The 14334-nt window shown below is 66.7% G+C and carries 12 protein-coding genes; 7 read left to right on the top strand and 5 right to left on the bottom strand.

The window, feature by feature from the left end:
• The first annotated feature begins 110 nt into the window (after window positions 1-110).
• The 3 genes from NF616_RS16000 (at window position 111) to NF616_RS15990 (ending at window position 1822) form a co-directional block, all read left to right on the top strand.
• On the top strand, window positions 111-1124 hold the full coding sequence (locus NF616_RS16000) for a zinc-binding alcohol dehydrogenase family protein (RefSeq protein ID WP_252274289.1): 1014 nt from the start codon (window positions 111-113) through the stop codon (window positions 1122-1124).
• Window positions 1125-1215: 91 nt separating this feature from the next.
• Window positions 1216-1356, top strand: coding sequence for a hypothetical protein (locus NF616_RS15995; protein ID WP_252274288.1), 141 nt, complete (start codon window positions 1216-1218; stop codon window positions 1354-1356).
• Window positions 1357-1636: 280 nt separating this feature from the next.
• On the top strand, window positions 1637-1822 hold the full coding sequence (locus NF616_RS15990) for a hypothetical protein (protein WP_252274287.1): 186 nt from the start codon (window positions 1637-1639) through the stop codon (window positions 1820-1822).
• Between the two features lie 6 nt (window positions 1823-1828).
• Here the strand turns inward: NF616_RS15990 and NF616_RS15985 are convergent, their stop codons facing one another.
• The 3 genes from NF616_RS15985 to NF616_RS15975 form a co-directional block, all read right to left on the bottom strand.
• Window positions 1829-3016, bottom strand: coding sequence for a multidrug effflux MFS transporter (locus NF616_RS15985; RefSeq protein ID WP_252274286.1), 1188 nt, complete (start codon window positions 3014-3016; stop codon window positions 1829-1831).
• An 82-nt stretch (window positions 3017-3098) separates the two neighbouring features.
• Complete coding sequence (locus tag NF616_RS15980) at window positions 3099-6236, bottom strand: efflux RND transporter permease subunit (protein WP_350493495.1); 3138 nt, start codon at window positions 6234-6236, stop codon at window positions 3099-3101.
• Between the two features lie 12 nt (window positions 6237-6248).
• Entirely contained in the window at window positions 6249-7394 is a 1146-nt protein-coding gene (locus tag NF616_RS15975) for an efflux RND transporter periplasmic adaptor subunit (protein ID WP_434091895.1), read from the bottom strand.
• A gap of 151 nt (window positions 7395-7545) precedes the next feature.
• On the opposite strand from NF616_RS15975, the gene NF616_RS15970 reads away from it, so the two are divergent.
• Window positions 7546-8175, top strand: a complete 630-nt coding sequence (locus NF616_RS15970) for a TetR family transcriptional regulator (protein WP_252274285.1) — start codon at window positions 7546-7548, stop codon at window positions 8173-8175.
• Here NF616_RS15970 and NF616_RS15965 read toward each other — a convergent pair.
• Window positions 8172-8369 carry a heavy-metal-associated domain-containing protein gene (locus NF616_RS15965; protein WP_252274284.1) on the bottom strand — a complete coding sequence of 66 codons (198 nt, stop codon included), beginning with the start codon at window positions 8367-8369 and terminating at the stop codon, window positions 8172-8174. The genes NF616_RS15970 and NF616_RS15965 overlap by 4 nt on opposite strands.
• A gap of 278 nt (window positions 8370-8647) precedes the next feature.
• Here NF616_RS15965 and NF616_RS15960 point away from each other — a divergent pair, with 278 nt between their 5' ends.
• The 3 genes from NF616_RS15960 to cueR all read left to right on the top strand — a co-directional run bounded on the left by NF616_RS15960 (window position 8648) and on the right by cueR (window position 11861).
• Window positions 8648-8968 carry a hypothetical protein gene (locus tag NF616_RS15960; RefSeq protein ID WP_434091900.1) on the top strand — a complete coding sequence of 107 codons (321 nt, stop codon included), beginning with the start codon at window positions 8648-8650 and terminating at the stop codon, window positions 8966-8968.
• Window positions 8969-9057: 89 nt separating this feature from the next.
• The gene (locus NF616_RS15955) at window positions 9058-11427 is read left to right on the top strand and encodes a heavy metal translocating P-type ATPase (RefSeq protein WP_252274282.1); all 2370 of its coding nucleotides are present in this window, start codon (window positions 9058-9060) and stop codon (window positions 11425-11427) included.
• The gene (cueR, locus tag NF616_RS15950; RefSeq protein ID WP_252274281.1) at window positions 11424-11861 is read left to right on the top strand and encodes a Cu(I)-responsive transcriptional regulator; all 438 of its coding nucleotides are present in this window, start codon (window positions 11424-11426) and stop codon (window positions 11859-11861) included. Before NF616_RS15955 ends, cueR begins: the two co-directional genes overlap by 4 nt.
• Before the next feature lie 74 nt (window positions 11862-11935).
• On the opposite strand, the gene NF616_RS15945 is transcribed toward cueR, so the two are convergent.
• Window positions 11936-14149, bottom strand: coding sequence for a TonB-dependent siderophore receptor (locus tag NF616_RS15945; RefSeq protein WP_252274280.1), 2214 nt, complete (start codon window positions 14147-14149; stop codon window positions 11936-11938).
• Between the last annotated feature and the right edge of the window lie 185 nt (window positions 14150-14334).

Below are 14334 nucleotides of genomic sequence, written 5' to 3'. Positions count from 1 at the left end.
CCGGTTTTTCTCGCCAGCCGATTAACCGAACATGCGCCCAACGCCAGCCCGGCCCGCCGACTAAGCTGGAGCATCCGCCTTTGCCATCGCACCCCTCGAGGACCTGCCGCATGAAAGCCATCGCCTATTACCAGTCCCTGCCCATCGACCACGCCGAGTCGCTGCTCGACGTCGAGCTGCCCGCGCCGCAGCCCGGCCCGCGCGACCTGCTGGTGCAGGTCAGGGCCATCTCGGTCAACCCGGTGGACACCAAGATCCGCCAGCGGGTGGCGCCCGAGGCCGGCCAGGCCAAGGTGCTGGGCTGGGACGTGGCCGGCGAGGTGGTCGCGGTGGGCGACGAGGTGCGCCAGTTCCGCCCCGGTGACAAGGTGTTCTACGCCGGTGCCATCGACCGCGCCGGTGCCAACAGCGAGCTGCATGTGGTGGACGAGCGCATCGTCGGGCGCATGCCCGGCTCGCTGGACTTCGCCCGCGCCGCGGCCCTGCCGCTGACCGCGATCACCGCCTGGGAGCTGCTGTTCGAACGCCTCGGCGTGCGTGAGGGCCAGGGCGACAGCGGCCAGAGCCTGCTGGTGATCGGCGCCGCCGGCGGCGTTGGCTCGATCCTGGTGCAGCTGGCACGCCAGCTCACCGGCCTGACGGTGATCGGCACCGCCTCGCGCGCCGAGACCCAGGACTGGGTGCGCGAACTGGGCGCCCATCACGTCATCGACCACGGCCAGCCGCTGCTGCCGCAGCTCGAGGCGCTGGGCATCGCGCAGGTGAGCATGGTCGCCAGCCTGACCCACACCGATCAGCACCTGGACCAGCTGGTCGAGGCGCTGGCGCCCCAGGGCAAGCTGGCGCTGATCGACGATCCGGCGCAGCTCGACGTGGCCAAGCTCAAGCGCAAGAGCCTGTCGCTGCACTGGGAGTTCATGTACACCCGCTCGCTGTTCCAGACCGACGACATGATCGAGCAGCACCGCCTGCTCAACCGCGTGAGCCAGCTGATCGACGATGGCGTGCTGAAGACCACCCTGGGCGAGCACTTCGGCCGCATCGACGCCGCCAACCTGAAGCGCGCCCATGCCCTGCTGGAGAGCGGCAAGGCGCGCGGCAAGATCGTCCTCGAGGGCTTCTGACCGGCGTCCGGCAGGCCGGACCCGAGCGGCTAGACTGAAGTGGCCCGGCGGCGCGCACCGCCGGGCACGCTTCCCTAGTCGAGGGTCTGGCATGGATTCCACGCTTTTCCGACCGCTACGCCTGCCCGGCCTCTACCTCCTCTTCGGCATCGCCTGGATCCTGTTCAGCGACCTGCTGCTGCAGGCCCTGGGCCTGCCGCTTGCGGCGCAGACCTTCAAGGGGCTGATCTAAATCGTCCCCGGCAGCCTGCTGTTCCTGGCTCTCGGCCGGGCACCAACAGCGCGTGCACCAGCGCCCTGCACCGGGACCTGGAAGATCAGCGTCAGCAACTGAAAGGCCTTGCGCCAGGGTTGCGAGCAGTGCCAGGGCTACCAGTTCAGCCGCCCGCTGAGCGCCGTGCAGCTGGCCCGCTGGCTGCGCAGCGAGCGGCAGTCGGTCGGTTGACTCAGATCATCTTCCCTTCACGAGGCAGGTCTAGACTGCAGCTTCACGCTCTCCGGGGAGGCCCGCGATGAACATTCGTATCCGTCAGGTGAACAGTGCCGGTCACCCGTGCTGGCAGGTGCAGCTGGACCAGCACGGGGTCAGTTTCCGCAGCGAGGCCGAGGCCCGCGACTTCGTCAGAGTGCTCGAGGGACGCCTGAAGGCGCCCCATCCCCTGCCCTGGCGCGCCGCGCCGCAATCCCACGCCAGCTGAGGCGCCTCAGAACTCCAGCGCCCGACGCCGCTCGTGGCGCGCGGTGAGCAGCGCCAGGATCACCGTGACCACGCCACACACGGCGATGATCAGCGCCATGGGCCGGGCGGTGCCGTCGTGCAGCGAACCGACCAGGGTCGAGGCCACGGCCGCCACGCAGAACTGCAGCGAGCCGATCAGCGCCGAGGCGCTGCCGGCATGGGCGCCCTGCCCGGCCATGGCGCAAGCGGTGGCGTTGGGCAGCACGCAGGACAGGCTGGCGGTGCTGATGAACAGCGGGATCAGCAGCGGCCACAGCTGGGCTGGCTGGGCCATGGCCACCGCCAGCAGCGCCAGGGTCGCGCCACAAAACACCCAGACCGTGCGCTTGAGCCAGTAGCCCGGCCCGTGATGGCGCAGCAGCCAGCCGTTGATCTGCGCGCTGAGGATGAAGCCGGCGGCGTTGGCGCCGAACAGCCAGCCGTAGTGTTCGGCCGGCACGCCATAGAGGTCGATGAAGACGAACGGCGAGCCTGAGATGTAGGCGAACATGCCGGCCATGGCCACGCCACCGGTGAGGCCGTGGCCGATCAGCAGGCGGTCGCGCAGCAGCATGCCGTAGCGCCCCAGCGCACCGCCCAGTGGCTGCAGCGGAAATTCGTCCGAGCGGGTCTCCGGCAGCCACAGCAGCACTGCGCCCAGGCACAGGGCGCTGAACAGCACCAGGCCGAGGAAGATCGACTGCCAGCCGAACAGCTGCAGCAGCAGGCCGCCTCCCAGCGGCGCGAGGATCGGCGCCACGCCCATCACCAGCATCAGCTTGGAAAACACCTTGGCCGAGGTCAGCGGGTCGCACAGGTCGCGTACCACGGCGCGGGAGATGACCATGCCGGCGCAACCGCCGAGGGCCTGGACGAAGCGCGCGATGATCAGCCACTCCAGGCTCTGCGCCAGGGCGCAGGCCAGCGACGCCAGGGTGAACAGCACCAGGCCGGCCAGCAGCGGCTTGCGCCGACCGAAGCGGTCCGCCAGCGGGCCGTAGATCAGCTGGCCGAGGGCGGTGCCGGCGAAGTAGGACGCCAGCGACAGCTGCACGTGCTCGACATCGGTGGCGAACGCCAGGGCCAGGGTCGGGAAGCTGGGCAGGTAGAAGTCGATGGCCATGGGGCCGAAGGCACTCAGGGTGCCGAGGATGAGCAGGATGCGAAGGGTCATGAGTTATCCACTGCGGGGTCGCCCCCGGAAAACCAAGGGCGCCTCGTGGGCGCCCGGCGATGCGTCGACCCGAGGGTGCGGGTCAGTGCTGCTCGACGGCAGCGTCCTTCTTCTTGCGACTCAGTTTCTCGCTCAATGACTCCACCAGCAGGTAGAACATCGGGATCATGAAGGTCGCCAGCAACGTGGCCGCTAGCATACCGCCAATCACCCCGGTACCGATGGAATGACGACTGGCCGAACCGGCACCGCTGCTGATCGCCAGCGGCACGCAGCCGAGGATGAAGGCCAGCGAGGTCATCACGATGGGGCGGAAGCGCAGCTTGGCGGCCTCCATCGCCGCCTCGAAGATGCCCATCTTCTGCTCCTCGCGGCACAGCACGGCGAACTCGATGATCAGGATGGCGTTCTTCGCCGCCAGGCCGATCAGCGTCACCAGGCCGACCTGGAAGTAGACGTCGTTGGCCAGGTCGCGCAGCCAGATCGCCAGGATCGCGCCGAACACGGCGAAGGGCACGGCGGTGACCACGGCCACGGGCAGCGTCCAGCGTTCGTACTGGGCGGCGAGGATCAGGAACACCAGGATCAGGCCGAAGATGAACGCGGTGCTGCCCGAACCCTGGGTCGCCAGTTCCTGGAAGGCCGAGCCGATCCAGGCCAGGTTGTACTGCTCGCCGAGCACCTCGTCGGCCACTTCCTGCATGGCCTGCAGCGCCTGACCGGAGCTGTAGCCTGGCGCCGGCCCGCCGAGCAGCTTGGCCGCCGGGTAGACGTTGAAGCGCGCGTAGGAGTCCGGCCCGAGGATCCGCTCGACCCGCACCAGCGACGCCAGCGGGATCAGGTCGCCGCCGCTGGAGCGCACGTAGACCTGGTCGAGATCTTCGGGGCTGCGGCGGAAGTTGGCCTCCGACTGCAGGCTGACCTGCCAGGTGCGGCCGTAGAGGTTGAAGTCGTTGACGTAGTAGCTGCCGAAGGTCGCCTGCATGGCGGTGAACACGTCATTGATGGCCACGCCCAGGGCCCGCGCCTTGGTGCGGTCCAGGTCGATGAAGTACTGCGGCACGTCGGCGTGGAAGGTGCTGTTGACGCCCGCCAGCTCGGGCCGCTTGGAGGCCGCGGCGACGAACTTCTGCACCACCGCGCCGAGTTCGTCGATGGAGCCGCCGCTGCGATCCTGGATGTAGGCCTCGAAGCCGCCGGTGGTGCTCATGCCGCTGATCGGCGGCGGGTTGAAGGTCATCACCAGGGCGTCCTTCTGCTTGGCGCCCATGCCCATGAATTGCCCCGGCAGGTTGCGCGCGTCCAGCTCCTCGGTGGTGCGCTCCTTCCAGTCCTTCAGCGGGATGAACGACACCCCGGCATTGCTGCGGGTGCCGAAGGTCAGTACGTCGAAGCCGGCGAAGGTGACCACGTCCTCCACGGCCGGATGCTGCATCAGCTCTTCGGTGACGGCGCTGGTCACCTGGTCGGTACGGCTCAGCGAGGCCGCCGGCGGCAGGAAGTAGGCGTTGATCACGTAGCCCTGATCCTCGTCCGGCACCAGCGAGCCCGGCACCCGGCCGAACAGCACGACCATGATGGCGATCATGCCGCCGAACAGCGCCAAGCCGATCAGCGAACGCTTGAGGAAGAAGCGCACGCCGCTGGTGTAGCCGGCGGTGAAGCGCTCGAAACCGCGGTTGAACCAGCGGAACGGTGCCGCCGGCTCCTTGTGCTCGTTCTTCAGAATGAGCGCGCAGAGCGCCGGCGACAGCGTCAGCGCGACGATGCCGGAGATCACCACCGACACCGCGATGGTGATCGCGAACTGCTTGTACATCTGCCCCGCCAGGCCGCCGAGGAAGCCCACCGGGATGAACACGGCGCAGAGCACCAGAACGATGGCGACGATGGGCCCGGTAACCTCGTCCATGGCCTTGATCGCCGCCTCACGCGGGCTGAGCTTCTCGGTGCGCATCACCCGCTCGACGTTCTCCAGCACCACGATGGCATCGTCCACTACGATGCCGATGGCCAGCACCATGCCGAACAGGGTCAGCAGGTTGATGGAGAAGCCCAGCAGGTACATGCCGGCGAAGGTGCCGATCAGCGACACCGGAATGGCCAGCACCGGGATCAGCGTGGCACGCCAGTTCTGCAGGAAGATGTAGACCACCAGCATCACCAGGATCAGCGCCTCGATGAAGGTGTGGATCACTTCCTCGATGGAGACTTCGACGAACTTGGTGGTGTCGTAGGGGATCTTGTAGGCGATGCCGTCGGGGAAGCGCTTGGACAGGCGCTCCATGGTCTGGCGCACCGCCTCGGCCGTATCCAGGGCGTTGGCGCCGGGCTGCAGGTAGATGCCGAAGGCGGCGTTCTTCTTGCCGTTGAGGCTGGTGACCAGCGAGTAGTCCTGGGCGCCCAGCTCGATGCGCGCCACATCCTTGAGGAACAGGCTGGCACCGGTCGCATCGGTGCGCAGGATCACCTGCTCGAACTCCTCCGGCGTGGTGAAGCGGCCCTTGGTGCTCACCGTGTAGGTGAAGTCCTGCGGCGAAGACAGCGGCTCCTTGCCGAAATTGCCGGCGGCGAACTGCGAGTTCTGTTCCTGGATGGCGCGGACCACGTCGCTCGGCGTCAGGTTGTACTGCGCCAGCTGGTCCGGGCGCAGCCAGATGCGCATGGAGTAGTCCTTGGAGCCGAACTGGCTGGCATCGCCCACGCCGTGGATGCGCTTGAGCTCGTCGATCACGTTGATCAGCGCGTAGTTGCTGATGAAGATCGGATCGCGCGAGTCGTCCGGCGAGAACAGGGTGACCACCTGGAGGATGTCGGAGGATTTCTTCTCCACCTTCACGCCCTGCCGGCGCACCTCCTCGGGCAGCTTGGCCAGCGCGGCCTGGACCCGGTTGTTGACGTCGATGGTGGCCTGGTCCGGGTCGGTGCCGACCTCGAAGTACACGGTCAGGCTCATGGCGCCGTTGCTGTCGGAGTTGGACAGCTGGTAGATCATGCCCTCGACGCCGTTGATCTCCTGCTCCAGCGGCGCGGCCACGGTTTCGGCGATGACCTGCGAGCTGGCGCCCGGGTAGGCCGCCGTCACCGAGACCTGCGGCGGCAGGATCTCCGGGTACTGCGCGATGGGCAGCGATCGCATGGCCGCGAGGCCGGCGAGGATGATGACGATGGAGATGACGGCCGCGAAGATCGGCCGGTCGATGAAGAACTTGGAGATCACGGGCCTGGCTCCTTACTGCTTGGCAGGGGCGGCGTCGACCACCTTGACCGGCGCGTTGGGGTGGACCTTGGGCAGGCCCTCGACGATGACCCTGTCGCCGGCGGCGATGCCGCTCTCCACCACCCAGCGGCCACCGGCGGTCTGCCCGGTGCCGACCGGGCGAATGCGCGCCATGCCCTGCTCGTCCACCACATAGACGAAGGTGCCGTTCGGCCCCTGGGATAGCGCGCGCTCCGGCACGGTGATCGCGTTGGGCTTGTTGATGCCCTTGACCACCACGCGCACGAACTGCCCCGGCATCAGCGCCTGGTCCGGGTTGGGCACCACGGCGCGGGCGCTGACGGTGCCGGTGCTGCGGTCGATGGTGCTGTCGGTGAAATCCACCTCGCCTTCCACCGGATAACTGGTGCCGTCGCCGAACTTGATCTCCACGCTCATGCGCTGGCCGCCCTCGCGCACCAGGCTGCCGCTCTGCAGGCCGCTGCGCACGTTGGACACCTCGCGGTCGGGCGCGGCGAAGTTGACGTAGATGGGGTCGAGCTGGGTGATCTGGGTCAGCAGGCTGGCATTCGGGTCGCCGGCCACCATCAGGCTGCCCTCGGAGACCGTCTCCTTGCTGGTAATACCGGAGATCGGCGCCTCCACCGTGGTGTAGTCGAGGTCGATCTGCTTGGACTGTACTTCGGCCTTGGCCGCCTCGATGTTGGCCTTGCTCTGTTCGAAGTTGGAGATGGCGTTGTCCAGCTCGCTCTCGCTGGCGAAGCCTTTCTTCTGCAGTTCGCGGATGCGCTTGAGGTCGCGTTCGGTCTGCCGGTAGCGCGCCTGCTCCTGGGCCAGCGCGCCCTTGGCGCGGGCCAGGGCGGCCTGGTACGGCCGCGGGTCGATGCGGAACAGCACCTGGCCCTGCTTGACCTGGCTGCCCTCCTGATAAGTGCGTTCCTGGAGAATGCCGCTGACCTGGGCCCGCACCTGCACCTCGCGGAAGCCCGCGGTGCGCGCCGGGTATTCGAACTGCAGCGGCAGCGACCCGGCCTTGACCTGCTCGACCACGACCTCCGGCGGCGGCATCTTCTGCTGCTGGCCGGGATCGGCCGCCTGCAGCAGCGGGCTGAACAGCATGCCAACACACAGCGCGAATGGGAGCGGGCGAGAAAACATGGTCATCTCCATGACGTCTTGAAGTGGGCAAAGCCCCGAAGGTGTGCCATATCCATTACATACAAACGTGTTTGTAAATGGCGACTTCGGCACGGATGTCGTTACACTGATTTCCCCAGAACAGAGCCTAGCCCGATTACTCCAGCCCGCCATGCGCCGAACCAAAGAACAAGCGGAACAGACCCGCACTGACATCCTGGCCGCCGCAGAACGGTTGTTTCTGGAGAAGGGCGTGGCCCACAGCACCCTGGACCAGATCGCCCGGGCGGCGGGCGTGACACGCGGCGCCGTGTACTGGCACTTCGAGAACAAGGCGCACCTGTTTCACGAGATGCTCAGCCAGGTGCGCCTGCCGCCGGAACAACTGACCGAGCGCCTGTCGGGTTGCGATGGAGTGGACTCGTTGCTGTCACTGCGCGACCTGTGCATCGAGGCCATCGAGAATCTGGCCCGCGACGAGCAACGCCGGCGCATCTTCACCATCCTGCTGCACCGCTGCGAATTCACCGACGAGCTGCGCGACGCCGAGCAGCGGCACAACGCCTTCATCAGTCAGTTCATCGACCTGGTGGAGAACCTCTTCGCCCGCCCGGCCTGCAAGCGCCGCCTGTTGCCGGGCGTGACTCCGCGCCTGGCGGCGCGGGCGCTGCATGCGCTGATCATCGGCCTGTTCACCGACTGGACCCGCGACCCGCAGCTGTTCGACCCGCTCACCGATACCCCGGCGCTGATCGACGCCCAGCTGCGCGGCCTGCTGCGCGAGTGGAATCCGCCAGCCTAGGCGGGCTCGGCGGCGTAGCCCTCTTCGCGGATCGCCGCCAACAGCTGGTCCAGATCCAGGAGGCTGGCCACCCGCACCTCACCGGCGCCGAGGTCGACCTGCACCTCCGCGGCCGGATCGCCGGCCTGCACCGCCTGGGTGATGGCCCGTACGCAGTGCCCACAGCTCATGCCGGAAACTTTCAAAACCTGCATGGGATCGCTCCTCTCCAATGACTGTAGCGCCAGTCTCGAGCCTGCCACCGTGGCAAGGTCAAGGCTTGTCCTGGCGGCCGGGCTGGACCAAGCTGCTTGGCAATGGCTGAGCGGCCACGGCCAGGCCCGATCATCAATCCGAAACTGGAGGGTTCGTCATGCGTCTGCCAGTCGCCCTGCTCGCCCTGCTCTGCCTGCCGGCCCTGGCCGACGACCCGCCCTCGCCCGCGCCGGTTTTGCCGGCACAGCCCACGCCGGCCCCGGTCACGCTCTCGCCGATGACGCTGGCGACGCCCATCGACTACGGCGTCCTGACCGTGTCCCGCGAGCGCCTGGAAGTGTCCACGCCCTGCGAGATCGGCCTTTACCTGGAAGGCAACCTCACCGCCCGTCTCTACCAGGGCCAGTCGGTAACTCTAAATCTGCCGCCGGGCCAGGTGCTGGTGCGTCTCGGCCAGCTCGGCGGCAGTCACTGCCAGCCGCGCTTCGAGCAGCTGCGCAGCCAGACCCTGCAGATCACCGCCGGGCAGATCGCCAAGTACCGCATCGCCATGGACCCGTCCGGCCTGCAGCTGATTCCGGCGCCGCTCAACTACTGAGTCGCTCGGAGGGGGCGCGGCGAACCGCCGCTTGACCTTGACCAGGTGTCAAGGTTGATCCTAAGGGCGAATCCGATGGAGACGCCCCGATGAGCAGCATCCACACCTTCGACCTTCCCATCCGCGGCATGACCTGCGCCAACTGCGCCGGCCGGGTCGAGCGCGCACTGAACAAGGTGCCCGGCGTAAGCGGCGCCAGCGTCAACCTGGCCAGCGAACGCGCCCATGTCGAGGCCGACGCCCCGCTGGCGATGCTGGTCGAGGCCGTGCAACAGGCCGGCTACCAAGTGCCCATCGGCGAGCTGAAGCTGGCGGTCGAGGGCATGACCTGCGCCAGCTGCGTTGGCCGCATCGAGCGGGCGCTGAGCAAGGCGCCGGGGGTGCGCGGCGTCAGCATCAACCTGGCCAGCGAACGCGCCCATGTGCAGCTGCTGGAGGGCACCGAGGCGGATGCACTGATCGCCGCAGTGGAACGCGCCGGCTATCGCGCCCGCCTGCTGCAGGAGGCGCCGCGGGTCGATCCGCAGGCCGCCCTGCGCCGCGAGCGCCTGGCGGTGATCGCCGCCCTGTTGCTGGCCGCGCCGCTGGTGCTGCCGATGTTCGCCGGGCACTGGATGCTGCCGGCCTGGGCGCAGTTCCTGCTGGCCACACCCGTGCAGTTCGTGCTCGGCGCGCGTTTCTATGTCGCCGCCTGGAAGGCCGTGCGTGCCGGCAGCGGCAGCATGGATCTGCTGGTGGCGCTGGGCACCAGCGCCGGTTACGGCCTCAGCCTGTACCTCTGGGCCACCGCCGGGCACCACGCGCCGCACCTGTACTTCGAGGCTTCAGCCGTAGTCATCGCCCTGGTGCTGCTCGGCAAGTACCTGGAAAGCCGCGCCAAGCGCCAGACAAGCGCCGCCATCCGCGCGCTGGAGGCCCTGCGCCCCGAGCGCGCCACGCGTATGAAAGACGGTCGCGAGGAAGAGGTCGCCATCGCCCAGCTGCGCCTGAACGACCACATCGTGGTGCGCCCCGGCGAACGCTTCCCGGTGGATGGCGAAGTGCTGGAAGGCCACAGCCAGGCCGACGAGGCGCTGATCAGCGGCGAGAGCCTGCCGGTAGCCAAGGCCCCGGGCGATACGGTCACCGGCGGCGCCATCAACGGCGAGGGCCGGCTGATCGTGCGCACCACGGCCCTGGGCGGCGAGACGGTGCTGGCGCGAATCATCCGTCTGGTGGAAGACGCCCAGGCGGCCAAGGCGCCGATCCAGAAGGCAGTGGACAGGGTCAGCGCGGTGTTCGTCCCGGCCGTGCTGCTGATCGCCCTGCTCACCCTCGGCGGCTGGCTGCTGGCCGGCGCAGGGGTGGAACAGGCGCTGATCAATGCGGTGGCGGTACTGGTGATCGCCTGCCCCTGCGCCCTCGGCCTGGCCACGCCCGCGGCGATCATGGCCGGCACCGGCGTGGCGGCGCGGCACGGCATCCTGATCAAGGACGCCGAGGCCCTGGAACTGGCGCACCGGGTTTCGGTGGTGGCCTTCGACAAGACCGGCACCCTCACCTCCGGCCAGCCGTGCGTCGTCCACCTGGCCGCCACCGGCATCGATGAGAGCGAATTGCTTCGCCTGGCCGGCGCCCTGCAGCAGGGCAGCGAGCACCCGCTGGCGCGGGCCGTGCTCGACGCGGCACGCGAACGCGATATCGCCCTGCCGGCCCTGGGCGCCAGCCAGGCGCTGTCCGGCCGCGGCATTCGCGGCGAGGTCGAGGGCCGCGCTTTGCTGCTGGGTAACCAGCGGCTGTTCGACGAACTGGGGCTGAGCAGCGAGCTGCGCGAACGGGCCACCGCCTGGGAGGCCGAGGGCCGCACCTTGTCCTGGCTGATCGAGAACGGTGAGCCGGGCCGCGTGCTGGGCCTGCTGGCCTTCGGTGACAGCCTCAAGGAAGGCGCTGCCCAAGCCATCGCTGGGCTGCGCGAACGAGGCATCGAGAGCCACCTGATCAGCGGCGACAACGCCGGCAGTGCCGGCGCGGTGGGGCGTGCCCTCGGCATCGACCGGGTCCACGCCCAGGTGCTGCCGGCGGACAAGGCCGCCCATGTCGCCGAGCTGAAGCGCGGTGGCGCCACCGTGGCCATGGTCGGCGACGGCATCAACGACGCCCCGGCCCTGGCGGCGGCGGACGTCGGCATCGCCATGGGCGGCGGCACCGATGTGGCCATGCACGCCGCCGGCATCACCCTGATGCGCGGCGACCCGCGCCTGGTGCCGGCGGCCCTGGCGATCAGCCGGCGCACCTGGAACAAGATCCGCCAGAACCTGTTCTGGGCCTTCGTCTACAACCTGATCGGCATCCCACTGGCCGCTTTCGGCCTGCTCAACCCCATGCTCGCCGGCGCCGCCATGGCGCTGTCCAGCGTCAGCGTGCTGAGCAACGCGCTGCTGCTCAACACCTGGAAACCGGACACGGAGAAGCGCCCATGAACATCGGCCAAGCGGCAAAGCAGAGCGGCCTCAGCGCCAAGATGATCCGCTATTACGAATCCATCGGCCTGCTGCAGCCGGCCGGCCGCAGCGACAGCGGCTATCGCACCTATTCGTCCAGCGACCTGCACGTGCTGGCCTTCATCAAACGCTCCCGCGACCTGGGCTTCTCGCTGGAGGAAGTCGGCAAGCTGCTCGCCCTGTGGCAAGACCGCGAACGCGCCAGCGCCGACGTCAAGGCCCTCGCCCTGGCCCACGTCGAAGACCTCGACCGCAAGATCGCCGAGCTGACCACCCTGCGCGACACCCTGAGCGAGCTGGTGCAGCACTGCCAGGGCAATGATCGGCCCGATTGTCCGATTTTGCGGGATCTGGAATCGGGAGCAGCCGGCAGTACGAACAGCTGCGACGGGGCGAGCGCTAGATGTCGATAAGGCAGAAAGCAAAACGCCGGCCCAAAGGCCGGCGTTTCGTGCGCGAGGCGTTGCGCCCCGCGTGACTGTGCCGCTTAGAAGCTGTACTTCGCGGAAGCGGTGAGGCTGCGCGGAGCACCGTAGGTAAACGCACCGTAGGCCTCGAAGAAGTCCATGTACTTCTCGTCGGTCACGTTGTTGGCGTTCAGCTGAGCGGAGAGGTTCTCGGTGATCTCGTAGCGTGCCATCAGGTTGACCAGGGCATAGGCGTCCTGCTCGACCTTCTCGGCCACACCCGAGGGGTTGGCAGCGTAGACATAGATGGAGTCTTGCCAGTTCACGCCGCCACCGATGGTCAGCTTGTCACCCAGGAAACCCGGCACACGGTAGGTGGTGAAGGTACGAATCATCTTGGTCGGGTACTGGGTATTCACGTCCTCGCCATCGGCATCTTCGACATCGAACTGGGTGTAACCCGCCATCAGGTTCCAGCCCGGAGCCAGCTCGCCGTTGATTTCCAGCTCGAAGCCATCGCTGGTAGCACCATCACCCTCTTCATAAGCGAAGGTGGGCGGAGTTTTGCCAGGGATAAAGAGACCGGTGCTCTCGGCAAGGTTGTCCTGCTTGATACGGAAAACCGCCGCAGAAGCATTCAGGCGACCATCGAAGAACTCAGCCTTGAGGCCGGTTTCGTAACTCTCGCCAACAATCGGATTCAGCTGGTTGTCGTTGATGTCGTGCTGCGACTGCGGCAGGAAGATGTCGGTGTAGCTGGCGTAGGCCGACAGGTTCTCCGTCAGGTCATACACAATGCCAGCGTAAGGGGTGATCTCGTCATCCTCCTTGATCTTCGAATTGCCCTGCTCTTTCTCGTAGTCGGTGCTGCGCACGCCGAGGATGACCTTCAGGTCGTCCGCCAGATTGATACGAGTGGCAGCATACAACGCCTTCTGCGTGGTCTCGCTGGCATCCGAATCGGTCAGCGGCTGCCAATCCGGCTCTGGCATATCGTAGAAATCATTGAAGTCGTAATTAGCCGTCGGGATATAGCCGCGGGTATCGGCATCGAAGTCCTGGTCGCTGTGGGTATAGCCGAACGCGACGTCGTGGCTACGGCCGAACAGCTCGACCGGGCCGTCGACCTGCAGGTAGTAGTCGTCCTGCGTGGTATTGGTCTTGTAGGAGCCGGCGCCATAGCCACCCATCAGACCGGTTACAGGGTCAGGGGAGCCGAAGGGGTAGATCAGGTAGGAGTCACCATCACGCTCGCCACGGGTGTAGCCGAGCTTGGCGTGCCAGTCGTTGGCAAAGGTGTGTTCCAGGTTGACGAAATAGCTTTCGTACGTGGTGTCCCACTTGCTCCAGTCGGTCGACATAGACGTGGAGCGGCTCCAGTTGGTCTCGCTACCGTCCGAATACCATACCGGCAGGCCGCCCCAGGCCGGCGAGTCGGAGTTGTTCTCCTGGCGGCTGGCACCGAACCACAGTGTGGTGTCTTCGCTCAGGTCGATATCCATGGTGCCGTAGAAGGTTTCACGCTTGTTGGTGTGGTGATCGATCCAGCTGTCGCCATCGTTGTATTCACCCACCAGACGGGCACGGATGGTGCCTTCCTCGTTCAGCGCCATGGACAGGTCACCCAGGGTGCCGTAGGTGTCCCAAGTGCCAGCGCTGACCTCTACCGAACCGGTCAACTCCTTGCTGTTGGCGCGCTTGCGCACCATGTTCAGCGAAGCGGAGGGGTCGCCCGCGCCGGTCATCAAGCCGTTGGCGCCCCGCACCACTTCGACGCGGTCGTACATGGCCAGGCTGCCGAAGATCTCGCCCGAGCTCCACGGCTGTTCGTAGATGGTCGGTACGCCATCAATCATCAGCGAGTTGAGTTCGAAACCGCGTGCGTTGATCTGGCCACGGCTGGTTTCATAACGGTTCAGCGAGACACCGACGGTGTTGTTGACCACATCGGCAATGGTCTGCAGATCCTGATCCTGGATGCGCTGCTGAGTGACCACGGTCACCGACTGGGGGGTTTCGCGCAGCGACATCTTCAACGGGGTGGCAGTCTTGGCCGCGCGGGTGGTGTAGGACTGAGTGCCCTCGGTCACGTCGCTGAGTCCGCCTTCCGCTTCGCCGGTAATGGAGACGGCGTCCAGCGTGACGGCTTCCTCGGTCGGCTCTGCGGCATATACCGGCAGGGCAGTGACGGCGGCGCCTACGGCCAGCATGTGAACGGCCAGGGCCAGCGGACGCAGAGCCAAAGACGAACGCACTACAGCAGCGTCTTGACGACGCAGGGAACTGAGGGACATGAGGATACTTCCGAGCGGTTTATAATAGTGTTGGTGATAATAATTCTCATGATAAACCGATATGCTTTGTTGCGAAAGAATTGCAATTGGAATTCAGGTTTGCTAACGGCATAGTGACATCACTGCGAGGCGTCGCTCATGTCGGCGCGACGTCAGAAACTGCGGGCGCAAAAAAAGGGAGCCAC

It is taken from the genome of Pseudomonas subflava, from assembly GCF_023823685.1.
GTDB lineage: Bacteria > Pseudomonadota > Gammaproteobacteria > Pseudomonadales > Pseudomonadaceae > Aquipseudomonas > Aquipseudomonas subflava.
Note: the sequence above shows the minus strand (reverse complement) of the source record. Positions and strands in the feature narration are given on the sequence as shown.